Origin of the sequence: Agrobacterium sp. CMT1 (genome assembly GCF_037203725.1) — a bacterium.
GTDB classification, from domain to species: domain Bacteria; phylum Pseudomonadota; class Alphaproteobacteria; order Rhizobiales; family Rhizobiaceae; genus Agrobacterium; species Agrobacterium pusense.
Genome location: NZ_JBBCAR010000011.1, coordinates 26,435 through 49,460, shown reverse-complemented (window position 1 = coordinate 49,460; position 23,026 = coordinate 26,435). Strand labels below are relative to the sequence as shown.

At 58.7% G+C, this 23,026-nt stretch carries 27 protein-coding genes; 16 read left to right on the top strand and 11 right to left on the bottom strand.

Going from position 1 to position 23,026, the window contains the following annotated elements:
* Positions 1 to 48 precede the first annotated feature (48 nt).
* A complete protein-coding gene (locus WA845_RS14265; RefSeq protein WP_064263145.1) occupies positions 49 to 771 on the bottom strand; it encodes a CPBP family intramembrane glutamic endopeptidase in 723 nt (240 codons plus the stop codon).
* A gap of 222 nt (positions 772 to 993) precedes the next feature.
* Here WA845_RS14265 and WA845_RS14260 point away from each other — a divergent pair, with 222 nt between their 5' ends.
* The 9 genes from WA845_RS14260 (at position 994) to queE (ending at position 9,245) form a co-directional block, all read left to right on the top strand.
* On the top strand, positions 994 to 2,226 hold the full coding sequence (locus tag WA845_RS14260) for an ABC transporter substrate-binding protein (RefSeq protein ID WP_034498262.1): 1,233 nt from the start codon (positions 994 to 996) through the stop codon (positions 2,224 to 2,226).
* Positions 2,227 to 2,367: 141 nt separating this feature from the next.
* Positions 2,368 to 3,270: a carbohydrate ABC transporter permease gene (locus tag WA845_RS14255; RefSeq protein ID WP_004438488.1), complete on the top strand. Its 903-nt coding sequence runs from the start codon at positions 2,368 to 2,370 to the stop codon at positions 3,268 to 3,270.
* Complete coding sequence (locus tag WA845_RS14250; RefSeq protein ID WP_004438490.1) at positions 3,263 to 4,204, top strand: carbohydrate ABC transporter permease; 942 nt, start codon at positions 3,263 to 3,265, stop codon at positions 4,202 to 4,204. Before WA845_RS14255 ends, WA845_RS14250 begins: the two co-directional genes overlap by 8 nt.
* Before the next feature lie 5 nt (positions 4,205 to 4,209).
* Complete coding sequence (locus WA845_RS14245; RefSeq protein WP_111813377.1) at positions 4,210 to 5,298, top strand: ABC transporter ATP-binding protein; 1,089 nt, start codon at positions 4,210 to 4,212, stop codon at positions 5,296 to 5,298.
* A 55-nt stretch (positions 5,299 to 5,353) separates the two neighbouring features.
* On the top strand, positions 5,354 to 6,118 hold the full coding sequence (locus WA845_RS14240) for a sugar phosphate isomerase/epimerase family protein (RefSeq protein ID WP_035211069.1): 765 nt from the start codon (positions 5,354 to 5,356) through the stop codon (positions 6,116 to 6,118).
* Positions 6,119 to 6,141: 23 nt separating this feature from the next.
* Positions 6,142 to 7,275, top strand: a complete 1,134-nt coding sequence (locus tag WA845_RS14235) for a Gfo/Idh/MocA family protein (protein WP_174151602.1) — start codon at positions 6,142 to 6,144, stop codon at positions 7,273 to 7,275.
* A gap of 151 nt (positions 7,276 to 7,426) precedes the next feature.
* A complete protein-coding gene (queC, locus tag WA845_RS14230; RefSeq protein ID WP_004438501.1) occupies positions 7,427 to 8,137 on the top strand; it encodes a 7-cyano-7-deazaguanine synthase QueC in 711 nt (236 codons plus the stop codon).
* Positions 8,137 to 8,493 (top strand): 6-carboxytetrahydropterin synthase QueD, encoded by a 357-nt coding sequence (gene queD, locus WA845_RS14225; RefSeq protein ID WP_174151601.1) that lies wholly within the window; start codon positions 8,137 to 8,139, stop codon positions 8,491 to 8,493. The genes queC and queD overlap by 1 nt, the downstream gene beginning before the upstream one ends.
* Complete coding sequence (gene queE, locus WA845_RS14220; protein WP_174151600.1) at positions 8,490 to 9,245, top strand: 7-carboxy-7-deazaguanine synthase QueE; 756 nt, start codon at positions 8,490 to 8,492, stop codon at positions 9,243 to 9,245. Before queD ends, queE begins: the two co-directional genes overlap by 4 nt.
* 241 nt (positions 9,246 to 9,486) lie before the next feature.
* On the opposite strand, the gene WA845_RS14215 is transcribed toward queE, so the two are convergent.
* The 6 genes from WA845_RS14215 to WA845_RS14190 form a co-directional block, all read right to left on the bottom strand.
* Positions 9,487 to 10,536 carry a Gfo/Idh/MocA family protein gene (locus tag WA845_RS14215; protein WP_004438510.1) on the bottom strand — a complete coding sequence of 350 codons (1,050 nt, stop codon included), beginning with the start codon at positions 10,534 to 10,536 and terminating at the stop codon, positions 9,487 to 9,489.
* 18 nt (positions 10,537 to 10,554) lie between these two features.
* Positions 10,555 to 11,340, bottom strand: a complete 786-nt coding sequence (locus tag WA845_RS14210; protein WP_004438513.1) for a ThuA domain-containing protein — start codon at positions 11,338 to 11,340, stop codon at positions 10,555 to 10,557.
* A gap of 55 nt (positions 11,341 to 11,395) precedes the next feature.
* Positions 11,396 to 12,424, bottom strand: coding sequence for an ABC transporter ATP-binding protein (locus WA845_RS14205; protein WP_064263139.1), 1,029 nt, complete (start codon positions 12,422 to 12,424; stop codon positions 11,396 to 11,398).
* 10 nt (positions 12,425 to 12,434) lie between these two features.
* Positions 12,435 to 13,268, bottom strand: coding sequence for a carbohydrate ABC transporter permease (locus WA845_RS14200; RefSeq protein WP_004438518.1), 834 nt, complete (start codon positions 13,266 to 13,268; stop codon positions 12,435 to 12,437).
* Positions 13,265 to 14,239, bottom strand: a complete 975-nt coding sequence (locus WA845_RS14195) for a carbohydrate ABC transporter permease (RefSeq protein WP_004438520.1) — start codon at positions 14,237 to 14,239, stop codon at positions 13,265 to 13,267. The genes WA845_RS14200 and WA845_RS14195 overlap by 4 nt, the downstream gene beginning before the upstream one ends.
* Positions 14,240 to 14,302: 63 nt before the next feature.
* Entirely contained in the window at positions 14,303 to 15,568 is a 1,266-nt protein-coding gene (locus tag WA845_RS14190) for an ABC transporter substrate-binding protein (RefSeq protein ID WP_174151599.1), read from the bottom strand.
* Between the two features lie 270 nt (positions 15,569 to 15,838).
* Here WA845_RS14190 and WA845_RS14185 point away from each other — a divergent pair, with 270 nt between their 5' ends.
* From WA845_RS14185 to WA845_RS14175, 3 genes are all read left to right on the top strand, one after another.
* The gene (locus tag WA845_RS14185; RefSeq protein ID WP_044459944.1) at positions 15,839 to 16,852 is read left to right on the top strand and encodes a substrate-binding domain-containing protein; all 1,014 of its coding nucleotides are present in this window, start codon (positions 15,839 to 15,841) and stop codon (positions 16,850 to 16,852) included.
* Positions 16,853 to 17,025: 173 nt separating this feature from the next.
* Positions 17,026 to 17,223, top strand: a complete 198-nt coding sequence (locus WA845_RS14180; RefSeq protein ID WP_004438530.1) for a hypothetical protein — start codon at positions 17,026 to 17,028, stop codon at positions 17,221 to 17,223.
* Between the two features lie 230 nt (positions 17,224 to 17,453).
* The gene (locus WA845_RS14175) at positions 17,454 to 17,612 is read left to right on the top strand and encodes a hypothetical protein (RefSeq protein ID WP_004438532.1); all 159 of its coding nucleotides are present in this window, start codon (positions 17,454 to 17,456) and stop codon (positions 17,610 to 17,612) included.
* Here the strand turns inward: WA845_RS14175 and WA845_RS14170 are convergent.
* Complete coding sequence (locus WA845_RS14170) at positions 17,609 to 18,193, bottom strand: DNA-3-methyladenine glycosylase (protein WP_004438534.1); 585 nt, start codon at positions 18,191 to 18,193, stop codon at positions 17,609 to 17,611. The genes WA845_RS14175 and WA845_RS14170 overlap by 4 nt on opposite strands.
* Positions 18,194 to 18,284: 91 nt before the next feature.
* On the opposite strand from WA845_RS14170, the gene WA845_RS14165 reads away from it, so the two are divergent.
* The 4 genes from WA845_RS14165 to WA845_RS14150 all read left to right on the top strand — a co-directional run bounded on the left by WA845_RS14165 (position 18,285) and on the right by WA845_RS14150 (position 21,501).
* A complete protein-coding gene (locus WA845_RS14165; protein ID WP_034498252.1) occupies positions 18,285 to 18,683 on the top strand; it encodes a hypothetical protein in 399 nt (132 codons plus the stop codon).
* Complete coding sequence (locus WA845_RS14160) at positions 18,680 to 19,465, top strand: SDR family oxidoreductase (RefSeq protein WP_004438541.1); 786 nt, start codon at positions 18,680 to 18,682, stop codon at positions 19,463 to 19,465. Before WA845_RS14165 ends, WA845_RS14160 begins: the two co-directional genes overlap by 4 nt.
* 175 nt (positions 19,466 to 19,640) lie before the next feature.
* A complete protein-coding gene (locus WA845_RS14155; RefSeq protein WP_174151598.1) occupies positions 19,641 to 20,696 on the top strand; it encodes a L,D-transpeptidase family protein in 1,056 nt (351 codons plus the stop codon).
* A gap of 19 nt (positions 20,697 to 20,715) precedes the next feature.
* Positions 20,716 to 21,501, top strand: a complete 786-nt coding sequence (locus WA845_RS14150; protein ID WP_174151597.1) for a L,D-transpeptidase — start codon at positions 20,716 to 20,718, stop codon at positions 21,499 to 21,501.
* 166 nt (positions 21,502 to 21,667) lie between these two features.
* Here WA845_RS14150 and WA845_RS14145 read toward each other — a convergent pair whose 3' ends face one another.
* From WA845_RS14145 to WA845_RS14135, 3 genes are all read right to left on the bottom strand, one after another.
* A complete protein-coding gene (locus WA845_RS14145; protein ID WP_004438551.1) occupies positions 21,668 to 21,970 on the bottom strand; it encodes a DUF982 domain-containing protein in 303 nt (100 codons plus the stop codon).
* A 114-nt stretch (positions 21,971 to 22,084) separates the two neighbouring features.
* The gene (locus tag WA845_RS14140) at positions 22,085 to 22,252 is read right to left on the bottom strand and encodes a hypothetical protein (protein WP_006698588.1); all 168 of its coding nucleotides are present in this window, start codon (positions 22,250 to 22,252) and stop codon (positions 22,085 to 22,087) included.
* 176 nt (positions 22,253 to 22,428) lie between these two features.
* Entirely contained in the window at positions 22,429 to 22,956 is a 528-nt protein-coding gene (locus tag WA845_RS14135; RefSeq protein ID WP_044459826.1) for a DUF4142 domain-containing protein, read from the bottom strand.
* Positions 22,957 to 23,026: the final 70 nt, after the last annotated feature.

Sequence of the window (23,026 nt, the reverse complement as noted above, 5' to 3'; positions counted from 1 at the left end):
ACGCAAGAGAATAAGCGAAGCGGACGTCTGCCCGCTTCGCCTTTTGGTTCAGGCCGCCAGTGCATTTATAAAATGGGCAAAGCCATGAGAGAGAATTGCCGCCTCCAGTCCCCGGCGCCAAAATAGCCATCCGAAGATGAGTCCGGGAATAAAATTCCCGGTCAGCACTGCAAGGACGAGTGCCGGCCGGGGCTGCGCGGCAATGGTAAACAGAAACGGCAGATGACCAGCGGCGAACAGAGCGGCAGCGATCACGATGGCGGCGCACATTATGAACGCTCGAACCTGCCCGCCTCCTGTAGAGCGCCAGAGAATCCACGCGAAAAACGACATCATGCCCCATCGGGTCAATAGCTCTTCGGTGACGCCGCCATAGAGGAGCCGGGTGGCCAGGGGAATGTCAAATCTGGTCATATTTGCCATGGTTGCTGCATCTGTGACCAAGGGCAGGATCGCCGACGAATAGACGATCATCACAATGGCAGCGGCAACACCCGCAGCAAGTGCAGGTGGCACTTGTTTTCGCAGTACCGCACGCGGATCGCCGCCCGTCAGCCAGCTATCGATCAAAGGAGCATGGAGCCCGATTTTTGCGGCGAGGGCTTGGCCGGTGGCGACCGAGGCGACGGTCAGGACTGCTGGTTGGAGGAGTATCAACAGGCGCATCGCCATTGAAACCTGCTGCCCCGGTATGAGCTGCTCAAACGCGGCGAGTAAGAGCGATGCGACACCGATCAATCCGATGATCAGGAGAATATGCCAGCGTTTCATTGTCTCTTGCACCTGTTTGCTTACTGCGCAGAGTTTTTAAACCAGTGGCATTGCGTGTGGATTACGGCGCGCAAGCCCCTCTACGGTCCGCCTGTCAGGCGAATTTTGCCATCCTTCGAGACGCCGCTGAATGCAGTAACGAGATTCGTATTTTAGGCGGTTGCCTAATCAAAAATCTTCGCATACGTTCCAACTGCAACGTTTCAGTGAGGGAGGAGACTCATGCGAATGCGTGTTATTTCTGCGGCTTTTCTGGCCAGCGTGATGATTCCGGCGGGCTTTGCCGGGGCCACTGATCTCGAGGTGACCCATTGGTGGACATCGGGCGGCGAAGCCGCAGCGGTGGCCGAACTGGCCAAGGCTTTCGACGCGACCGGCAATAAATGGGTGGACGGCGCGATTGCCGGTTCGGGCGGCACGGCCCGGCCGATCATGATCAGCCGCATCACCGGCGGCGATCCGATGGGCGCCACCCAGTTCAACCACGGCCGGCAGGCGGAAGAACTGGTGCAGGCCGGCCTGATGCGGGACCTGTCCGACGTTGCCGAAAAAGGTAAGTGGAAAGAGGTCATCAAGCCGGCGAGCCTGCTCGACAGCTGCACCATCGACGGCAAGATTTATTGCGCGCCGGTCAATATCCATTCGTGGCAATGGCTGTGGCTTTCCAATGCGGCTTTCAAGAAAGCGGGCGTCGAAGTTCCGAAGAACTGGACGGAATTTGTTGCGGCAGCGCCGGCGCTGAAAAAGGCCGGTATCCAGCCGCTCGCGCTTGGCGGCCAGGCATGGCAGGCGAACGGCCTGTTCGACACGCTGACGCTTTCGATCGGCGGAAAGGACCTTTATCAGAAGGTCTATGGCGACAAGGATGCCGAAGCGGCGGCAGGTCCTGAAATGGCAAAGATTTTCGCGGCTGCCGTCGAGGCGCGCGACATGGCCAAGGGCACCAATGTTCAGGACTGGAACCAGGCCACCAACATGGTCATCACCGGCAAGGCCGGCGGCCAGATCATGGGCGACTGGGCCCAGGGTGAATTCCAGCTTGCCAACCAGAAAGCCGGCACTGATTATTCCTGCCTTCCTGGCCTTGGCCTGAGTGAATACCTGACCACGGGTGGCGACGCCTTTTATTTCCCCGTTTTGAAGGACGAGGCGAAAACCAAGGCGCAGGATGTTCTTGCCGCGACCATCGTTGATCCGAAAACGCAGGTTGCCTTCAACCTGAAGAAAGGCTCGCTGCCGATCCGCGGCGACGTCGACCTGAATGCAGCCAATGACTGCATGAAAAAGGGTCTGGCAATTCTGGCCAAGGGCAATGCGCTGACCAGCACCGACCAGCTGATTTCCGCCGATACGCAGAAACAGAAGGAAGATCTGATGGCGGAATTCTTCGCGGGCTCGATGTCGGCGGAAGACGGGCAGAAGCGTTTCGCGGACATTATCGGTTCGGCTGACTGATAGTAATCTCTTCGGATCGGGAGCGGTTCGCCGCTCCCCTTCCAACGTCCGGGCTATGCCAGGATAATAGGCAATGGCCGGAGTTTCTCGCGGCGAGCCCCGTGCTCGGCCGTTGACTGTAACGTTACAGGAGGAGGTAACATGGCAGGTCAAGCGCGCTCACGGCGGCCCAACCAGCTTTTCCGCAATCTCAATTCGAAGATTGCCTCCATTCCGATGATACTGACCGCCGTGGTGATCTTTCTTGGCGGCACGGTCTGGACGGTGGTTTATTCCTTCACCAATTCCAAGCTTCTGCCGCGGGCGAACTTCATCGGTTTCGATCAATATGAGCGGCTGTGGGCCGCGCCGCGCTGGATCGTCTCAATCCAGAATCTGGCGATTTACGGCATCCTGTCGCTAATTTTCAGCCTTGTCATCGGCTTCGTGCTGGCGGCGTTGATGGATCAGAAAATACGTTTTGAAAACGCGTTCCGCACCATCTTCCTATATCCTTTCGCTTTGTCCTTCATCGTTACCGGCCTCGTCTGGCAGTGGCTGCTGAACCCGGAATTTGGCATCCAGTCCGTTGTCCGTTCGCTTGGCTGGGAAAGCTTCACGTTCGACCCGCTCTACAATTCCGAGATCGTTATCTATGGCATTCTGATCGCGGCGCTCTGGCAGGGCACGGGGCTCGTCATGTGCCTGATGCTGGCCGGTCTTCGTGGCATTGATGAAGACATCTGGAAGGCGACGCGCGTTGACGGCATTCCGATGTGGAAAACCTACACCCTCATCATCATACCGATGATGCGTCCCGTCTTCATCACCACGCTCGTCATCATCGCCAGCGGCATCGTCAAGGTCTACGACCTCGTGGTGGCGCAGACAAGCGGCGGGCCGGGCATCGCGTCCGAGGTCCCGGCAAAATATGTCTATGACTACATGTTCCAGGCGCAGAATCTGGGGCAGGGCTTTGCCGCCTCTACTATGATGCTCCTGACGGTTGCGATCATCATCATTCCATGGGCCTACCTTGAATTCGGAGGCAAGAAACGTGGCTAATCTCAGCACATTGAACACGGTTGTCGCCGCCAACGATGCGGTTTCCAATGAGCTCTCCGGCCCGCGCGGCAAGAAGCCAAGGAAAACCTTTTCCCGCCGCAACATCATTCTCTACGGCACATTGTTCGTGGCTGCTGCCTATTACCTGCTGCCGCTATACGTGATGGTCGTTACCTCGCTGAAGGGCATGCCGGAAATCCGGCTCGGCAACATTTTCGCACCGCCGGTGGAGATTACCTTCGAGCCTTGGGTCAAGGCTTGGGCGAATGCCTGTACAGGGCTGAATTGCGACGGGCTTTCGCGGGGCTTCTGGAACTCCGTACGCATCCTCGTGCCGTCGGTCGTCATTTCCATCATCGTCGCCTCCGTCAGTGGCTATGCCATGGCGAACTGGAAGTTCAAGGGATCGGAGTTGTTCTTCTCCATCCTCATCATCGGCGCCTTCATTCCCTATCAGGTGATGATTTATCCGATCGTTATCGTGCTTCGCGAACTGGGCATTTACGGCACACTGAGCGGCCTCGTCATCGTTCACACCATCTTCGGCATGCCGATCCTGACGCTGCTTTTCCGCAACTATTTCGCCTCGCTGCCGGAGGAACTTTTCAAGGCGGCGCGGATCGATGGTGCCAATTTCTGGCAGATTTATTTCCGCATCATGCTGCCCATGTCACTGCCGATCTTCGTGGTGGCGATGATCCTGCAGGTGACCGGCATCTGGAACGACTTCCTGTTCGGCGTGGTGTTCACGCGGCCGGAATATTACCCGATGACGGTGCAGCTCAATAACATCGTCAACTCCGTGCAGGGCGTGAAGGAATACAACGTCAACATGGCCGCAACCCTTTTGACCGGGGCCGTGCCGCTGATCGTCTATTTCCTCTCCGGCAGGCTTTTCGTCCGCGGCATTGCTGCAGGCGCAGTAAAAGGTTGAGCTATATGAACAAAAGCGTTTCCATCCGCGATCTTTCGCTGTCCTTCGGCGCCGTTACCGTGCTGAAAGACCTCAATCTCGATATTTACGACGGCGAATTCCTCGTGCTGCTCGGCTCTTCCGGCTGCGGCAAGTCGACCCTTCTCAACTGCATCGCCGGCCTTCTGGAGCCGACCGACGGACAGATATACATCAAGGACCGTAACGTTACCTGGGAAGAACCGAAGGATCGTGGCATCGGCATGGTGTTTCAGTCCTATGCGCTCTATCCGCAAATGACGGTGGAAAAGAACCTTTCCTTTGGCCTTCAGGTCGCCAAAGTGCCGAAAGAGGAAATTGACCGCCGCGTCAAAAGGGCAGCCGGCATCTTGCAGATCGAGCCGCTGCTGAAACGCAAGCCGGCCGAACTTTCCGGCGGTCAACGCCAGCGCGTGGCGATCGGCCGGGCACTGGTGCGGGATGTGGATGTCTTTCTGTTCGATGAACCGCTCTCCAACCTCGACGCCAAGCTGCGCTCGGAGCTTCGCGTCGAAATCAAGCGGCTGCACCAGTCGCTGAAGAACACCATGATCTATGTGACGCATGACCAGATCGAGGCGCTGACGCTGGCTGATCGCATCGCCATCATGAAAAGCGGCGTCATCCAGCAGCTGGCTGACCCAGTCACCATCTACAACAAGCCACGGAACCTGTTCGTCGCAGGCTTCATCGGCTCGCCCTCGATGAATTTCCTGCGCGGCGAGCTGATCGAAAAAGACGGTAAGGTGGTCTTCACCACCAATGGCGTGACTTTCGCACTGGACGGTTATCATGCGGAAACGCCGCTTGTCGCCGGTCGCGCGGTGGTTCTGGGCGTTCGCCCCGAACATGTGCGCGTTGATGCCGATATCGTCGGCGGGGAGGTGCACGAGGCGATCGTCGATATCGAAGAGCCGATGGGCGCCGACAATCTGATCTGGCTTAAACATGCCGGGCATACCATGTCCGTGCGCGTTGGCGGCCACAGACGGTTTTCACCCGGCACCAAGGTGCGCCTTGGCCTCGACATGACCATGGCCTCGCTGTTCGACGCGCAAAGCGAGGAACGGCTCTAAAGGGCGCTGACCACTCCCACACATTCCCAAGACCCACATCTCTATGGAGGAGACAATGACAGAACTCGGTTTTCAGCTTTACAGCGCCCGTAATTTTCAACCCTTTTCCGATATTCTGAAGAAGCTCTCAGCGGCAGGTTACAAACATGTGGAAGGTTACGGCGCCATGTATGCTTCGCTGGATGAAGCCGGCCTGAAAGGTCTGCGTGCCGAACTGGACGCCAACGGCCTGACCATGCCCACCGGTCATTTCGGTCTCGATCTTCTTGAAGGCGATCCCAAAAAGGCGCTGAATATTGCCAGCGCTCTGGGTGTGGAAGCGATCTATTGCCCTTACCTGATGCCCGACCAGCGCCCTAACGATGCCGCCGGCTGGTTCGCCTTTGGCAAGCGCCTGCAGGAAGCCGGAAAGCCCTTCGTGGATGCCGGGCTGGTCTTCGGTTGGCATAACCACGACTTCGAGTTCAAGGCGCTTGCCGATGGCTCAACGCCGCAGGAGCAGATATTTGCCGGTGGCCCCGACCTGAAATGGGAGGCGGATATCGCCTGGATTATCAGGGGCAATGCCGATCCGCTCGCCTGGATCGAAAGCTACGGCAAGCGCATCAACGCCGTGCACGTGAAGGACATCGCGCCCGCAGGGGAGAATAAGGATGAAGATGGCTGGGCCGATGTCGGCCATGGCACCGTCGACTGGAAGGGCCTCGTCGCGGCGCTGAAGGCGAAATCCGCCACGAAACATTTCGTGGTCGAACACGACAACCCGAAGGACATCGATCGACTGATTACCCGTTCTATCGCGTCGTTCAAAACCTATTAAGTCTCAGATTTCGGAGTTTCATCATGGCCAGAGATCTTGGCGTCGGCATCATCGGATGCGGCAATATCTCGTCTGCTTATTTTTCGCTGGCACCGCTCTTCAAGGGCATAAAGGTGCTGGCCTGCGCTGACCTCAACCGCAATGCAGCGGAACTGAGAGCGGAAGAATTCGGTGTTGTCGCGCAGTCCATCGAGGAATTGCTCGCCAACCCGGAAATCGACGTGGTGGTGAACCTTACAATCCCCGCTGCGCATTTTCCGGTATCGAAAGCCATTCTCGAGGCCGGTAAGCACGTCTATTCGGAAAAGCCGCTGGTGCTGTCGCTGGAAGAGGGCGAGGAACTGCGGCGCATCGCCCGCGAGAAGAACCTCTCCGTCGGCTGCGCACCGGACACCTTCCTCGGCGGTGCGCATCAGCTTGCCCGGCAATATATCGATGACGGCAAGGTCGGCCGCATCACGTCAGGTACATGCCACGTTATGAGCCCCGGCATGGAGATGTGGCACCCCAATCCGGGTTTCTTCTTCCTCAAGGGCGGCGGGCCGATCCTCGATCTCGGTCCTTATTACGTTGCCAACCTCATCAACCTCATCGGCCCGGTAAAGCGCGTCGGCGCGTTGACAAGCATGGCAAATCCGACCCGTACGGTGACCAGCCAGCCGCTGAACGGCGAGATCATCCCTGTCGAGACCCCGACAAATATCCATGCCCTGCTGGAATTCGTGAATGGTGCGACGATCACGCTTTCGGCGAGCTGGGATGTCTGGTCGCATCGTCATGCCAATATGGAACTCTATGGCACGGAAGGCTCGATCTACGTGCCGGATCCGAATTTCTTCGGCGGTGTTGTCGAAGCCAGCGGTCGCGACAAGAATATCCAGCCGCTGGAAGACTGGGCTCACCCCTTCGGCATCGCCAATCAGGAAAGCCCGAACGGCCCGCGTGCAAATTACCGCACGGCCGGTCTCGCCGATATGGCGATTGCCATTCTGGAGGGGCGCGACGCCCGCTGCTCGCTGGATCGTTCCCTGCACGGTATCGACGTGATGACGTCGATCCTGAAGTCCGGCGAAGAGGGCCGTTTCATCGAGATGACGACGACCTGCACGCAGCCGGCCGCGCTCGGCATTGAGGAGGCGCAGGCGTTGCTGCGCTAAGGACGGAAGATCATTCCTTGAAAAGCGGTGAAGGTAACTTTGCCGCTTTTCGTGATTTCAGCTAGGGCCTTCACAAATTCCCCGCTTTGCTTTAAAGCCGCCCCTGTAATCCGGTCGCAGCCCACCCGGTCAAAACAAGGGATCCCAACTTATGAAAACCATCGTCATCTGCTCCGGCGGATTGGACTCCGTTTCGCTTGCGCATAAAATCGCCGCGGAACATGAACTTTTAGCTCTCGTCTCCTTCGATTATGGCCAGCGCCACAGGAAGGAACTGGATTTTGCCGCCGATTGCGCCAGACGGCTCGGCGTGCCGCATCATGTCATCGACATCAGAACCATCGGCGCGCATCTCACCGGTTCCGCACTGACCGACGATGTGGAGGTGCCTGATGGCCACTACGCCGAAGAGACCATGCGCTCCACCGTGGTGCCGAACCGCAATGCCATCATGCTCACCATCGCTTTCGGCCTGGCTGCCGCGCAACAGGCGGAAGCAGTGGCGATTGCCGTTCATGGCGGCGATCACTTCATCTACCCGGATTGCCGGCCGGGCTTCATTGACAGCTTCAACGCCATGCAGGCGCATGCGCTTGAAGGCTATGCTGATGTGAAACTTTTTGCGCCCTACGTCACCGTTTCCAAGGCGGCCATCGTGACCGATGGCGCGAAATATGGAACGCCCTTCGGTGAAACATGGTCCTGTTACAAGGGCGGCTTGCGTCACTGCGGCCGCTGCGGCACCTGCGTGGAGCGGCGCGAAGCCTTCCATCTTGCCGGCGTCACCGATCCGACAGACTATGAGGACCCGGATTTCTGGGTGGCCGCGACCCATGCTTTTGCGGCGCAGGAGGTGCGTTGATGTTCCGCATCACCAAGGAATTTCACTTCTCCGCCTCTCACCAGTTGAAAAGCTTGCCCGCCGACCACCAGTGCAGCCGTCTGCATGGCCATAATTACATCGTCGAGGTGGAACTGAAGGGGGAAGCGCTGAACGAGCACGGTTTCGTGCGCGATTATCATGAGCTTGCACCGCTCAAGCACTACATCGACGACAAGTTCGACCATCGCCATCTGAATGATGTTCTCGGCCATGACCGGGTGACGGCTGAATGCCTGGCTAAGCATTTTTATGACTGGTGCAAGGAGCGTCTGCCGGAAACCAGCGCCGTGCGGGTTAGCGAAACCGCCAAAACCTGGGCGGAATACCGGCCATGACGGCGGCTGCACACAAGATTGCAGCGAGGGACACCACGATCCGCATCAGTGAAATCTTCGGCCCGACCATTCAGGGCGAAGGTCTGCTGATCGGTCTGCCGACGGTTTTCGTTCGCACTGGCGGCTGCGACTATCGCTGTTCCTGGTGCGATACGCTGCACGCGGTCGATAGCGATTATCGCGACACGTGGAAACCGTTGCCGGTCGATGCAATCTGGCAGGAGGTGCGGCGGCTTTCCGGTGGCGTACCGCTGACGGTCTCGCTGTCTGGCGGCAATCCGGCCATCCAGCCGCTTGGGTCGCTGATCGCAAAAGGGCATGGTGAAGGCTATCGTTTCGCGCTGGAAACGCAGGGCAGTATCGCCAAAGACTGGTTTGCCGATCTCGACCATCTGGTTCTGAGCCCCAAGCCGCCATCGAGCGGCATGGAAACGGACTGGCAGGCTTTCGAAGACTGTCTTGCCGCTGCCGGCGAGGGGCCGCAGGTGGCCTTGAAGATCGTGGTCTTTGACGATGCGGATTACGCCTATGCCAAAGCGGCATCCGCGCGTTTCCCGTATTTGCCGGTTTACCTCCAGCCCGGCAACCACACCCCGCCGCCGCCGGATGATGACGATGCGCGTGTCGATATCGATGGTGTAATGGAGCGGATGTTGTGGCTGGTGGATAAGGTTAGCGAAGATCGCTGGTTTTCCGCCCGCGTGCTGCCGCAGCTGCATGTGTTGTTATGGGGGAACAAGCGCGGGGTGTGAAGTTGCGCGGGAGTGAAATTCCACGCTTTAGTTTGCGTCCTCAAGAAGCGCACAATGTATTGAGCGAGTGTAAGCCGCTTGTTTCTTCTCCCCGTGGGGGAGACGTCCGCGGCAGCGGGACGAGGGGGCGAGCTCTGCGAAATCCGGCAATGTTGCCCCCTCATCCGACCCTTCGGGCCACCTTCTCCCCTCCGGGAGAAGAAACCTGCGGCAAAGTGATGCCGCAGGTTGTTCTTTCACATCAAGCCGAAACGGCCAACTCGCGTCTCTCCCGATCCGCAATGATCGACAGATCGAGTACCTTCTGCAGATTGGCGGCGTGGCGGAAGTCGGGATCGGCGACGCCGCCTTCCATCACGGCCTTGGCGAATTTTTCGTAGTTCGTCGGCACGGGATCGACATCGATCGTCTTCCAGATCGCCTTTTCCACATCCTCGCCGATGCAGGCACGCAGGCTGGAATAGTCGGGCGTGTGAATGACTTCGAGTGCGCCCTTGTCGCCGTGGATGCGCAAACGAAGTTCGTTGAGGTGGCCCGTCGCCCAGCGGCTGGCATGAATGACGCCCATGGCGCCATTTTCCAGTTCGGCCGTCATGGTGAAGCTGTCATTTGCATCCAGATCGTAAGCGCCGATCTTGTTGCCCTCATATTTGTCGAAGGTCTTCAGCCGAGTGAAGATTCGTTGCACATCGCTGCCCGCGCCATAAGAGGCGAAGTCGAGTATGTGGATGCCGACATCGCCCAGCACGCCGTTCGAGCCATGCTTGGTGGAAAGCCGCCACAACCACTTACTCTCTGTCATCCAGTCGCCCCAGGCCTTGGAAACGAGCCAGCTCTGGAGATAGGAGGCTTCCAGATGGCGAACCTTGCCGATCTTGCCGGCCAGCACCATCTCGCGCGCCGCCTGCAAGGGGGCGACGTTGCGATAGGTGAGATTGACCATGGCAACGAGGCCGGCCTTTTCGGCCGCGTCGGCCATTTCGGCGGCATTCGCGTAGTTTTCCGCCAGCGGTTTTTCGCAGAAAACGTGCTTGCCCGCCGCAAGCAGCTTCAGGCTCGTGGGGTGATGGATGGCATCGGGCGTGACATTCGCCGCCGCATCGAATTCACCCCAGGCAATGGCGTCATCCAGCGAAGTGAAAGAGAGCGGGATGTTATGGCGCAGCGCAAAGGCCCGTGCCACCACGTCGTCCACATCTACCGCCGCAACCAGTTCGACGCCGGGGATCTGAGAAAAATATGTGGCATGGTTGTTGGCCATGCCACCGGTTCCGAGAATGAGAAGTCTCATGCCAGTATCTCCAAGCCCTTACCTGTAACCTGCTTCGCCTGCCTTATGCAACTTGGGACCACGTTCCTCGATAGGCTCGAGCGCCTTATCGACGGGAACATTCGGCGCGTCGTGAATACTCTTCAGGGCGCCGACCGGATTATAGGCCCATTTTACAGAATTGCTGATGACCTTCTGCACATTGGCGTCGTGATAGGTCGGATAAGTTTCATGGCCGGGGCGGAAATAGAAGATATTGCCGGCACCACGACGCCAGGTGAGACCCGAACGGAAAACCTCACCGCCCTGGAACCAGGAAATGAAGACGGTCTCAAGCGGCTCCGGTACGGAAAACTGCTCGCCATACATCTCCTCGTTTTCCAGCTCGAAATGCTCGGGCAGGCCGGCGGCAATCGGGTGGCGGGGATTGATGGTCCACAGGCGTTCGCGTTCGCCCGCCTCGCGCCATTTCAACGCGCAGGGCGTACCCATCAGGCGCTTGAACGGCTTGGAGAAGTGGCCGGAATGCAGGACGATGAGGCCCATGCCTTCCCAGACGCGCTTAGCGACGCGCTCCACAATGTCATCCTGAACTGCGCCGTGGTCCTTGTGGCCCCACCAGACGAGAACGTCGGTCTTGTCGAGACGCTCCTGTGAAAGGCCGTGCTCCGGCTCCTGCAGCGTGGCGGTGGTGGCGTTGATCTCGGGATTTTGGTTCAGCGCGTCGGCGATGGTGTTGTGCATGCCGTTTGGATAGATCGAACGCACCGTCTCATTGATGTGTTCGTGAATATTTTCGCCCCATACAACGGTGTTGATGGTCATTCTCATGCTCCTTGGTGAAAGCCGGCTACTTGGGTTGTCCCGGCGGAAGTTAGGTTCAGGCGGCGCCGCGAGCGGGGTTGCGGGCAATGGCCCGACCCTCGGCGTCAAAACGGTGGATCTGCGCCGTATCCGGCACGATGGTGATATGCTCGCCCGCCTTGCGGCCGGTCACGCCCTCTTCACGTACGACAACAGGCTCGCCGGCGCCGATCTCGACATAGATGTAGCTGTCCGATCCGAGCATTTCCGAATGCACGATTTCTCCACTCCAACCGCTGCCGTCGCTGGCGATGGTGATGTGTTCCGGCCGGACACCGATCGTTTTTGCGCCTTCTGATTCCGCATACTTGCCTGCCAGGAAGTTCATCTTCGGCGAGCCGATGAAGCCGGCGACGAAGGTGTTGACAGGACTTTCGTAAAGCTCGAGCGGCGTGCCGATCTGCTCGACCCGACCGTCGCGCAGGACGCAGATGCGGTCGGCGAGTGTCATCGCCTCCACCTGATCGTGGGTGACGTAGATCATCGTCGTGTCATGCATCGAGCGATGCAGCTTGGCGATCTCGAGACGCGTGGCCACGCGCAGCGCCGCATCGAGGTTGGAGAGCGGCTCGTCAAACAGGAAGACCTTCGGATCGCGCACGATGGCGCGGCCGATGGCGACACGCTGGCGCTGGCCGCCAGAAAGCTGCTTCGGCAGGCGCTCCAGATAGGGCGTGAGCTGCAGCATCTCCGCTGCCGCTTCGACGCGCTTCTTGCGCTGTTCTTTGTCCGCGCCCGACAACTTCATGCCGAAAGCCATGTTTTCGAACACGGTCATGTGCGGATATAGCGCATAGGACTGGAAGACCATTGCGACGCCGCGTTTGGCGGGCGGCAGGCGGTTTACTGTCTCACCGTCGAAGGAGAGCGTGCCGCCGGTGATTTCCTCCAGCCCGCATATGAGGCGTAGCAGCGTGGACTTGCCACAGCCTGAAGGGCCGACAAAAACCATGAATTCGCCGGAGCGGATATCCATGTCGATGCCCTTGATGACATCGAAGGCGCCAAAGGATTTGCGAAGATCGCGCAATTGAATGGTGGTCATGATGTTTCTCCTAGCCTTTGACGCCGCCGGCCGTGAGGCCGGAGATGATGCGTCGCTGGAAGATCAGAACGAGGACGACGAGGGGCGCGGTAACGATGACGGACGCGGCCATGATCGTTCCCCAGGGAATTTCGAACTGTGAGCCGCCCGACAGCAGCGCGATGGCGACCGGCACCGTGCGCTGCTCGTTCGATGAGGTGAAAGTGAGCGCGAAGAGGAACTCGTTCCATGCCGCGATGAAGGCGAGGAGCCCCGTCGTGACGAGCGCCGGCCACATCAAAGGCATGAACACCTGTGTGATGATGACCCAGGGCGATGCGCCGTCAACGATGGCTGCTTCCTCGATTTCGATCGGCAGGTCGCGCATGAAGGTTGTCAGGACCCAAACCGTGAAAGGCAGGGTGAAGATCATATAAGAAAAGATCAGCGCCAAGGGCGTGTTGAAGATGCCTGCCCAGCGGATCAGTTCAAACAGGCCGGCGAGAACGGCAATCTGCGGGAACATCGAAACCGACAGAATGGTGAGCAGCAGCAACGCGCGGCCCCGGAAGCGGACGCGCGCCAGCGCATAGGACGCGGTGACCGCCAGAAACAGCGACAAGATGACGACGGATGATGCAACAAGCAACGAATTGCCGAGATTGCGCAGGAACGTGCCGTTGCCAATGACGAAACTGTAATTGGTGAGCGAAAATTCGCGCGGCCAGTAATTAACCTGGAACAACGCCGAGCCCGATTTCAGACTGGTCAGGATCGCATAATAAAACGGGAATACCGAAATTACCATGATGACGGCGACCAGCGCATAAAAGGCGGTGGTTTTCAGGATGCTGGGCAAGGTCATCGCTGGGCTCCATCGGTGTTGACACGCCCGAGCCACATATAGATGACCGTGATCGAGGCGATGATGAGGAACAGCATGGTAGAGGCGGCGGCGCCATAGGCGAACTTGTCGAAATCGAACAGATTCTCGCGCGCCAGCACCGACATGGTGCGGGTCTGGGCATTATTCGGCGTCAGGATGTAGATGAGGTCGAAAACGCGCATCGCATCCAGCATACGGAAGATGACGGCGACCATCAGGGCAGGGCGGATCATCGGCAGGGTAACGCGGAAGAACACCTTGACGGGGTGGATGCCATCCACCTTGGCCGCTTCATACATGTCCTTCGGCACCATCTGCAGACCGGCGAGAATGAGCAGCGCCATGAAGGGCGTGGTCTTCCAGATGTCGACGATAAGCACGGCGATCATCGCGGTTTCGGGGTTGGCGGTCCAGGCAATCTTGTTGGAGATCAGGCCTAGATTAAGGAACAGGTCATTCAAGATGCCGAACTGGTCGTTCAGCATCCACGCCCACATTTGCGCAGAGACGATGGTGGGAATGGCCCATGGCACAAGAATGGCAGCGCGCACGAGGCCGCGTCCCTTGAATTCTGCATTCAGTACCAGAGCGACGATGAGGCCGAGGACGGTTTCGAGGCTGACCGAAACGATGGTGAATTTCAGCGTGTTGAGAACCGCCCCCCACCATGCGGGATCTGCAAGAAGGCCTCGATAGATCGTGCGGCCGCTGCTGAGCGTGATCCAGGTGAGATAGTTCTTGAGGCCGACGAATTGTGCTCCCTCCAGATTGGTGAGCGAGGCGTCGGTGAGGCTGAACCACACGGTGCGCACGAGCGGCCAGCCCGCCACCAGCGCCAGCACGAGAAATGTGGGGGCAAGGAACAGCCAGGCGGATTTCAAGCGTTCTGACTGTAGATCGGAACCTGTGCCGGATGCCGTGACCGGTCTTTGAAGGGCGATGTCGTTCATGGGGATATCTCGCGGTTGGGGCGCGGGAGACGATCAGGCGAGACCGTTCCCGCGCGGGCCGGATTACCAGCCGTTGCCTTTGAGATCGGTCAGTTCAACCTCGAGAAGCTCAAGATTTTCAGCGGCCGTGCCATTGCCGGAGAGCGTGTTGTGGACCGCACCCCAGAACTTGGCCGAAACCTCGTTATATTTCACCTTGGCCGAGGCGGAAGGACGCGGGACGGCGGTCTGGAAGATCGGCTTCCATGTCGGCATGAAGGGCTGCGCGGCCGCAACATCCTTGTCGTCGTAAAGCGAAGCGATCGTCGGCATGTTGGAAAGCTGAACGGCGCGCATCTTCTGGGTTTCCTTGGATGCGATAAACTTCACGAGCTCAATGGCAGCTTCCTGGTTGGCTGAATATTTGGATACGGCGAGATTCCAGCCGCCGAGCGTTGAGGCCGGTGCCTCGCCCTCGGCGCCAGCCGGGAGCGGTGTTACGCCGAACTTGCCCTTGATGGCGCTGTCGTCGCCATTGCCGAGCGCGTAGGCGTAGGGCCAATTGCGCATGAAGACGGAGTTGCCGGTTTGCCAGACGCCGCGCGCTTCCTCTTCCTTGTAGGCAAGCACGCCCTGCGGCGCGATGGTGCCGACCCATCCCTTGGCAGTTTCGATGGCGGCAGCAGCCTTTTCATTGTTGACGGAGATATCGCCATTGCTTTCGACAATATGGCCGCCGCCGGCGGAAGCAATCCATTCCAGGGCATTGCAGGTGAGGCCTTCATAGGCGCTGCCCTGGAAGACAAAACCCCAGAGGTCCTTCTGGCCCGCTTCACGCTCCTTGTCCTGGATTTCCTTCGCGGTTTTGCTCAGCTCCTTCCAGGTTTTCGGCGGTTGCTTGCCGTATTTTTCGAGCAGGTCCTTGCGATAGAACAACGCGGGCGCGTCTGTGAACATCGGCATGGCGACGAGTTTGCCGTCCACGGTTTGCGATGCGACGATGGAGGGGAAATGATCTCCGATGACATCCTTCGTCGCCGCGGTCAGGTCCACGAACTGGTCGGCAAGCTGCGGCGCCCAGATAACGTCCGTCTGGTAGACATCGACATCCTTGTTACCCGCGGCAAGCCACAGCCGGTACTGGCTGAACTGCTCGCTGGAGGATGACGGCATGGTGACGAGATTGACCTTGTGGCCGGTTTGTTTTTCGAAAGCCGCAATGCGTTCTTTGAAGAATGCGACGTTCTTGCCGGTGGAATTGGCGGCGATGGAAATCTCGGCCGCCTGCGCGGAAACGGCGGCGGAAAGTACGCTGCCGCACAGGAACAAAGTCTTCATGGAAATATTCATTGTCAAACTCCTCCGTTGACGCTCCCGATTGTCCTCAAAATTGAAAGCGCTTTTGACTAAAAGGAAGCTCGCAAAAGCCGGGCAATCTGTCAATACTCTTTCTAATCGAGCGACAATCGGGCGTTTTTGCCTGCAAATTTTCACCATTTGCCTTTCAAGATGATGGACTGTAAGGTTTCAGGTGGGAAGAAATTGAAATCGTTTTCAATTTTTGTCGACTTGAAAATTCCGCAGCGGCGACGCATGCAGGGGGCGAATTGGCAAAAAAACATGAAGCTCAAGGAATTCGCAGAAAAGGTTGGCCTGTCGCCCACCACCGTTAGCAGAGCGCTGGGCGGCTATCCCGAAGTGCGTGAGGAAACGCGTCAGCGGGTCATGGAGGCTGCGCTCAAATACGGGTATTTGCCGAATGCCAATGCCGTGCGGTTGGCAACCGGCAGGGCCGGCGCTATCGGTGTCGTTATGGGCCGGTCGGGCGGAGGACATTTCTTTTCGGAATTCATGGGCGGCATGGCCACCCGGCTGGAACGGGAAGAGACCGACATTCTCGTCAGCGTGACAGTTGACAACAATCTCGATGAGGAGCTGGCTATTTTCAGCCGGCTGGCGGCGAGCGGTCGTGTGGATGGCATTATCGTGCACTCACCGCGTCCGGAGGATGAGCGTATCGCGCTGCTCAACCGGCTCGGCGTACCCTTCATCGTGCACGGGCGCTCAAAGACACCCTTCGAACATGCCTGGCTCGATATCGACAACCATGATGTGACCTATCGCCCGACGATCCATTTTCTCGAGCGCGGCCACCGGCGTATAGCCCTCATCAATGGGCCGGTCGGACGAACCTTCGTACGGGATCGTGAACAGGGTTTCCGCGAGGCGCTGGCTACCCACGGCATTACGCCCGATCCGCGCTTCATGATGAACGAGCACTTCAGCGAAGAGACCGCGTTCCGCTTCGCCCGTTCGCTGCTGGAGCAGACACCGCGCCCGACAGCCTTTGTTGCGGGTGCCATGATGACGGCACAGGGCGTCTACCGTGCTGCGACCCAGATGGGGCTGACAATCGGCAAGGATGTTTCCGTCATCGCCCATGACGATGTGTTTCCTTACCTCACGCCTGAAAGCATGATGCCGCCGCTTTCCACCACCCGCTCGCCCATGCGCATGGCAGGAATAAGGGTGACGGACCTTCTTCTGCAGATCATCGGCGGTCGCCCCGTCCGCGAGGTTCAGGAACTGTGGCCTGTGGAACTGATTTTGCGAGAATCGGTTGGCCCTGCCTGAGCTTTGGGCCATAGCTCACTGATTCCACTCCATTTTGTGAACGCCGATTGAGAACGTTCGCCTTTAGTCATCTATACGACAGCATCGTCTCATGTATAATCGGAAGGGTATCGGGTTCATGGAACAGAGACCCGGACCGGCGCGTTGAGGGACGTGTCGATGGAGGACGATGGATGTTTGAATTTCTAAAACCGCAACAGCAGCCTGTAATCGATGACGTCGAGGCGACCGGCACCTATGCCGATGCGTTGCTCAACGTAACGAGCCCGGAATTGACACGTTCCACGGCGCGCGAACACGGGCATGAAGCCCATTCACGCGATTATTGTGAAAATCGCGACATTTCCCGTGGCGCTCTCGGTTTTGCCTGAGCGATCACAAAATCTTCCTCGAAAAAAACGGAACGGACGGACCGCGCCTGCGTTTCCTTTCTACGACCCGCAGGGCGGCGGAACTTGATCCAGAGGACCTTCCCGGCTTTATGACCGATGGGCGAACTGGGTGTTGCGCCGTCTGAGTGGCGGCGTTGCAACGCAGTGTCGCGATAGATCAAGAGCAGCGACTTCCGTGAGGTCCGCCGCGCTGACATCAGGAGACCGCAATGACGACAATTCCGGTTGAGCCCTATCCGGAACCGCCGATGCCGGTTCCACCCCAGCCCGACATCCCCCCGATCAAAGAGCCGGAGCCCGATCGTTTGCCGGACGAGGTGCCCACACCCAATCCCGACGAAAACGACGAGCCCCCGAAGGTGTTTTAGGCCGGATCGGGTGACTCGAATTTTTTGCTCACAAAAGGTGAGTGCGCGAGTCCGAAACGCCAGGGATAATCGATCGCTCGGCTGATGCCGATGCGCCTGCCGATGCTGACGGCGGTTGCCGTTTTCGGCAGCTGAAGGAAAAAAGGTGGCGCCTCGAGCGCGGCACCGTCCATCTCTCCGGTGATGGCCATTGCCTGACAAAGCCTTCCCGGGCCGGAGCATAGGAGTCTGAGTTTGTCAGTTCCCCGTCGCAGTTTCATCATGTCGATACCGGTTCGCGGTTCGATCGCGCGAAGAAGCACGGCTGAACCCGGGGAACAGACGAAGTTGGCGCACCAGTGAATGCCGTACGACCGGTAGACGTAGAGACGTCCGGCTGGCCCAAACATTGCCCGGTTGCGCGGGGTTTTCCCATTGAAACTGTGCGACGCCGGATCATCTGGATGATAAGCTTCGGTCTCGACGATGACGCCGCCGGTATTACCGACGCGAAATTCCGCTCCGATGAGCGCGCGGGCGACATCCACTGCGTCGCGAAGGAAAAAACTCTTGTCCATTTCCGGACCAAAGACCTGATTCATCGGAACCCCTTCCACGCTATGTCGTTCTGAAGTGAGCTTTTACTCATTTCCCGCATCGGCCTTGTCGATGAATCCAGCCGGAGGGCATGTCATGCAACTTTCGACGACTTATGTAAAACGCAATGACGGATCTATCTCCGTCGAGTTTGCCGGCAGCGACGGCGATCACGTTTCGGTTCGCCTTGCCGATGGTCTGGAAGGGATCGACGACGCGGAAGCGATTAAACGGGCGAGCGCCGTGATGGTCCAACTCACCGCATTTGGAACGCGCCAGGGTGCCGACGCACCCTCGCAATTTTCCCGCCTTGGAACGGCTCAGAATGATGGAACGCGCGAGCAGGGTGAGCGCGTGCAGGCGAGCGCCCGGACCGCGAGGGACCGTGACGTTCTGGAGGAGGAGCTGGAAGAGGGGCTGGAGGACAGCTTTCCGGCCAGTGATCCCGTCTCGGCGACCGTTACCTCCATCGCCTCGCGAAAAGGGGGGCTGTGACATTGACTGTTCGTAAAGTCGCTCTCGTGACCGGGGCCGGTTCAGGTATCGGACGCGCCGCCGCCCTTCATCTCTCCACCCAGGGTTTTTCGCTCGGGCTGCTCGGGCGCACGCAATCCGAACTGGAGGACGTTGCCGACGACATTACCGCTCGTTCCGGCGCCTCGAAAATTCTCATCGCCGACGTGTCGGATGAGGAGGCCATGCGGAGCGCCGTTGCAGCGCTGGTGGAGGATTTTGGCCGCCTTGACGTCGTGGTGGCCAATGCTGGCGTCAACGGTGTCTGGGCGCCTATCGATGAACTCAAACCCTCGGAGTGGGACGACACGATACGCATCAATCTCCGCGGCACCTATCTCACGGTTCATGCCAGCGTGCCACATCTGAAGGCGGCAGGCGGCGGTTCCATCGTCATTGTCTCCTCGATCAACGGCACGCGCACCTTCACTTCGCCCGGCGCGACCGCCTATTCGGTCACAAAGGCAGGGCAGCTTGCCATGGCCCAGCAACTGGCGCTGGAGCTTGGGCGGCACCGCATCCGTGTCAACGCAGTGTGCCCGGGTGCGATCAAAACGGCAATCGACGAGAATACGAAGATACGCGCACGGGAAAAAACCGAGGTGCCGGTTCGCTTCCCCGCGGGAGATATTCCGGTGACGGGCGGTGTGGCGGGAACGAGCGAGGATGTCGCCGAGCTGATCGGTTTTCTCGCCTCCGATGCGTCCCGCCACGTGACCGGCACACCGGTCTGGATCGACGGCGGCCAGGGGCTTCTCCGCTAGATGCTTCTCCGGCGTCATGCCCGGAGACCCTCACGGGCTTGTGTCCCTATGATTAACGAAAGGGTAACGTCTGTTCACGAGACTTTGTCCATGGATGAGGTTGCCGTGTTGTGGCCACCTTCGATAGTTAAGCGTTTGCCGGAAAGGCGGGCAAATCAGGCGGGCAGAAATATCCATGGGTATGCAGGCTGTGCTGAACTTCGCGGTGGCGGGGTTGCGGCAAAAGTTCAAGACGGGGGCAAAACTGGCTGCGGTCATCGCGATCGGCGGTAGCCTTTCCGCGTGCACCTCAATGGGTCTCGACAGCGTGAAAAAAGACCCGCCGAAGCTGTCGTCCAAGATGATGGCGCAGATGTCAGCCAAAAGCATGCGTCCGGAAAGTCCGGTTCTCGTTCGCATCTTCAAGCAGGAGAGCGAGCTCGAGGTCTGGAAGATCGACAAGACCGGCAGTTATGCGTTGCTGAAGACATATCCCATGTGTCGCTGGTCCGGAAAACTCGGGCCGAAGATGAAAACGGGAGACCGTCAGGCGCCGGAGGGTTTTTATCATGTCTCGGCCGGCATGTTGAACCCGAATTCGCAATATTACGTCTCATTCAATCTCGGTTACCCCAACCGGCTGGAATCCGCGCTCGGCTATACCGGCGAGGCGCTGATGGTGCACGGCGCCTGTTCGTCTTCCGGCTGCTACGCGATGACAGACGCGCAGGTGGGTGAGATCTATGCCATTGTCGCGCGTGCGCTGCAGGGTGGGCAGGACCGCTTCCAGGTCCAGGCCTATCCCTTCCGCATGACCGCAAGGAACATGGTGGCGCACCGGAACGACCCCAACATGCCCTTCTGGAAGACGCTGAAGGAAGGTTACGATTATTTCGAGGTGACGCGGCGCCAGCCCAAGGTCTCCGTCTGCGGCCGCCGTTATGTCTTCAATAGTGAATTTGCCGAAGGCGAGCCTGCCGATCCGCTGGCAGCCTGCCCGCCGGCCGTCAACCAGAATGACCCGCTGGTGGCATCGAGGCTGGCCGAGGAGCAACAAAAACTTGCCGCGGCGATGAGCGAGGGAACTTCCGCCCCCCTCAGCGCGTATGTAGACGGCGGCATGCATCCGAGCTTCCGGGCCATACTGAAATCGAGCGGCGCCAAGGCAATGGCATCGCAGGTTTCCGGCACGAAGTACCCTATAAGCCGCCCCGAGGCGGCGCTGGCGGATCCCTTTGCCAGTGTGAGATGACGTAAATGAGGTTTTTCAATTGAACGAGACGATGACGACCCGGCGGGGTTTCCTGCTTGGAGCAGGCGGTTTGGCACTGGCCGGACTTGCGGGTTGCAACACCACGGCACGTGAAACTGCGAGGCCGGCCGCTCCGGCGGAAGATCCGATGTACGCGCTGATGTACGGCCCGAAACCTGACGAGCAGTTCCCACTGCCGGAAATTCCCTATAAGCGCATTCCGCGCCAGTTCCTGCGGCAGATGGTGGCGAACCCGACCGGCGAGCGTCCCGGCGTGATCGTGGTCGATACTGCCAACCATTTCCTTTATCTGACCTATGAAAACGGGCAGGCCATGCGTTACGGCGTGGGTCTTGGCCGCGCAGGCTTCGAGTGGTCGGGCCGCGGCGTCATCCAGTACAAGCGGCAATGGCCGCGCTGGACACCACCAGACGAAATGATCGCCCGTCAGCCGGAGCTGGAGCCTTATAGCAGCCGCAATGGCGGCATGGAGCCGGGCCTCAAGAATCCGCTCGGTGCGCGTGCACTTTATATCTTCAAGGATGGCAAGGACACGATCTATCGTCTGCACGGCTCGCCCGAATGGTGGACAATTGGCAAATCCGTGTCTTCGGGCTGCGTTCGCCTGCTGAACCAGGACATAGTCGATCTCCACAATCGCGTGCCCGATGGGACGCCGATTGTGGTGACAGCGCTCGGTCCCGCACAGCAGGGTGTGCCGATTGGTCAGGAAGGCGTGCCTGTCGCGCAATATGGCAATGGCGCGGTCGGTGACGGTTTGTCACAGCCGATGCAGACCTACTGACCTAAGAGAGAGGTGGGCCGCCGGCAACGGCGGCTCAACCGCGTCGGGCGGTCCGCTGTCGGTATCATTCATGGCGTTGTACCTCCCAGGTAAACGACGCAGCACGTTACCGGTGCCCCGCCGGAACAGCGGGGCTTAGCCAGGGAATATGTTCTGGCACAGCCCTCTAGCCGACTGCGCGGCTCATGGGCAACATTTCATCGAAATGGACCGGACCGGCCATAACCAGCGGCATGCTCGCCTCAAGGCAGGCGGAGATGAATGCTTCCCGTGCCACTTCCGCGGCTTCGAGCCTGGACAGCGCGGCGCGGCATTTTTGCACGGCGCGCTTATAGCGTTCACCACGGCGAAGCGGCCATTCGTTTTCCAGAAAATCCAGGGCGTCGTAAACGCTCAGAAACGATCTCTCAAGGCCGCATTGCATGCGCACCCGAACAGGCGCTCTAAACAAAACTTCCGGGCTGTTCATCTTTACCTCCAATCTTAAACAACCAGATCAAGAAGCCTGAAAAATATTGGAGCGGCGGCGCCCCGGATCAAGATCGGACACACAAATTTTCGCTGCGCCGATAAGCGTCGGCACCTAGCGTTGTTCTTTATCCTCCCTGTGCGGACAGCGCTTCATCATTTTGTCGATGGCCGCCCTATCACCTGCAAACCGTTCAAACAGTTCTGCCGCCTGCACCAAGCCCAACGCATATAGTTCCTGAATTTGTTCGATAGTGTAGTTTCGGGTGTTCGCATCGTTCATTTTTCAGCCGTCCTTCTTGCGATGAACGCGCGGAGGATTGTGAAGTTCTGCTGCCGGGATCCGGCCTGAAGAATTTCGCCGGCGCGCCGCCTGATCAACTCGCACGTCCGGGTGCGAGCCTAGCCGTGTCGCGCCAGCTTCTCCCTCACACAAAGATCACCAGCAGCCATCTATCGTCAGTTTTTATCGAGGCCCTGGGCCATCTCCAGATGATGCTGGAGCGCCGGTAGAGTTTTTGCCGCCCACGCCTTAAGCTCCGGATTATCGCCGCCTTCGGCGTAGCGCTTGAAAAGATCAACGGCGTCTTCATGCGCATCGACCTGATCATCGATATATTCTTCGTTGAACTCGTTGGCGTCGAGTTTTGCGAGGTCGTCTACTTCTTCCTTGTGATCATCTGTCAGAGCGGTGACCGGTGTCCCGTTCACCTTGCCGCCGGATAACAGGGTTTTCAGTTCCGAACTGGTTTTCTCATGCTCGGTGATCATTTGCTGCGCAAAGGCTTTGGTTTCCTCGTTCCCTTTGGTGAGGGCGAGTTTGCTTGATTCAATTTCGAAGATATCGCTTGCCGAGGCCTGCAAGATGAAATCCTCGGTTTTTGGCGCGACGCCAAGTGCGGAATTGACGCCGGTGGATTCCGTCGCGGATTGCGCCAAAGCAGTTCCGGCGACGAGTGCGAACGCGAGGGAAAGAATGGTCTTCATTGTTGAGCCTCCTGATGGTTGAGGCTCCACCAACCGTGATGGGCAAGAAATGTTCCTCGGGGCGAAAGAA

Excerpts from the sequence above, each read along its gene's own strand:
- WA845_RS14265 (WP_064263145.1), bottom strand. The coding sequence starts at position 771 with ATGAAACGCTGGCATATTCTCCTGATCATCGGATTGATCGGTGTCGCA.
- WA845_RS14260 (WP_034498262.1), top strand. The coding sequence starts at position 994 with ATGCGAATGCGTGTTATTTCTGCGGCTTTTCTGGCCAGCGTGATGATT.
- WA845_RS14255 (WP_004438488.1), top strand. The coding sequence starts at position 2,368 with ATGGCAGGTCAAGCGCGCTCACGGCGGCCCAACCAGCTTTTCCGCAAT.
- WA845_RS14245 (WP_111813377.1), top strand. The coding sequence starts at position 4,210 with ATGAACAAAAGCGTTTCCATCCGCGATCTTTCGCTGTCCTTCGGCGCC.
- WA845_RS14240 (WP_035211069.1), top strand. The coding sequence starts at position 5,354 with ATGACAGAACTCGGTTTTCAGCTTTACAGCGCCCGTAATTTTCAACCC.
- WA845_RS14235 (WP_174151602.1), top strand. The coding sequence starts at position 6,142 with ATGGCCAGAGATCTTGGCGTCGGCATCATCGGATGCGGCAATATCTCG.
- queC (WP_004438501.1), top strand. The coding sequence starts at position 7,427 with ATGAAAACCATCGTCATCTGCTCCGGCGGATTGGACTCCGTTTCGCTT.
- queD (WP_174151601.1), top strand. The coding sequence starts at position 8,137 with ATGTTCCGCATCACCAAGGAATTTCACTTCTCCGCCTCTCACCAGTTG.
- queE (WP_174151600.1), top strand. The coding sequence starts at position 8,490 with ATGACGGCGGCTGCACACAAGATTGCAGCGAGGGACACCACGATCCGC.
- WA845_RS14215 (WP_004438510.1), bottom strand. The coding sequence starts at position 10,536 with ATGAGACTTCTCATTCTCGGAACCGGTGGCATGGCCAACAACCATGCC.
- WA845_RS14210 (WP_004438513.1), bottom strand. The coding sequence starts at position 11,340 with ATGACCATCAACACCGTTGTATGGGGCGAAAATATTCACGAACACATC.
- WA845_RS14205 (WP_064263139.1), bottom strand. The coding sequence starts at position 12,424 with ATGACCACCATTCAATTGCGCGATCTTCGCAAATCCTTTGGCGCCTTC.
- WA845_RS14200 (WP_004438518.1), bottom strand. The coding sequence starts at position 13,268 with ATGACCTTGCCCAGCATCCTGAAAACCACCGCCTTTTATGCGCTGGTC.
- WA845_RS14195 (WP_004438520.1), bottom strand. The coding sequence starts at position 14,239 with ATGAACGACATCGCCCTTCAAAGACCGGTCACGGCATCCGGCACAGGT.
- WA845_RS14190 (WP_174151599.1), bottom strand. The coding sequence starts at position 15,568 with ATGAATATTTCCATGAAGACTTTGTTCCTGTGCGGCAGCGTACTTTCC.
- WA845_RS14185 (WP_044459944.1), top strand. The coding sequence starts at position 15,839 with ATGAAGCTCAAGGAATTCGCAGAAAAGGTTGGCCTGTCGCCCACCACC.
- WA845_RS14180 (WP_004438530.1), top strand. The coding sequence starts at position 17,026 with ATGTTTGAATTTCTAAAACCGCAACAGCAGCCTGTAATCGATGACGTC.
- WA845_RS14175 (WP_004438532.1), top strand. The coding sequence starts at position 17,454 with ATGACGACAATTCCGGTTGAGCCCTATCCGGAACCGCCGATGCCGGTT.
- WA845_RS14170 (WP_004438534.1), bottom strand. The coding sequence starts at position 18,193 with ATGAATCAGGTCTTTGGTCCGGAAATGGACAAGAGTTTTTTCCTTCGC.
- WA845_RS14165 (WP_034498252.1), top strand. The coding sequence starts at position 18,285 with ATGCAACTTTCGACGACTTATGTAAAACGCAATGACGGATCTATCTCC.
- WA845_RS14155 (WP_174151598.1), top strand. The coding sequence starts at position 19,641 with ATGGGTATGCAGGCTGTGCTGAACTTCGCGGTGGCGGGGTTGCGGCAA.
- WA845_RS14145 (WP_004438551.1), bottom strand. The coding sequence starts at position 21,970 with ATGAACAGCCCGGAAGTTTTGTTTAGAGCGCCTGTTCGGGTGCGCATG.
- WA845_RS14140 (WP_006698588.1), bottom strand. The coding sequence starts at position 22,252 with ATGAACGATGCGAACACCCGAAACTACACTATCGAACAAATTCAGGAA.
- WA845_RS14135 (WP_044459826.1), bottom strand. The coding sequence starts at position 22,956 with ATGAAGACCATTCTTTCCCTCGCGTTCGCACTCGTCGCCGGAACTGCT.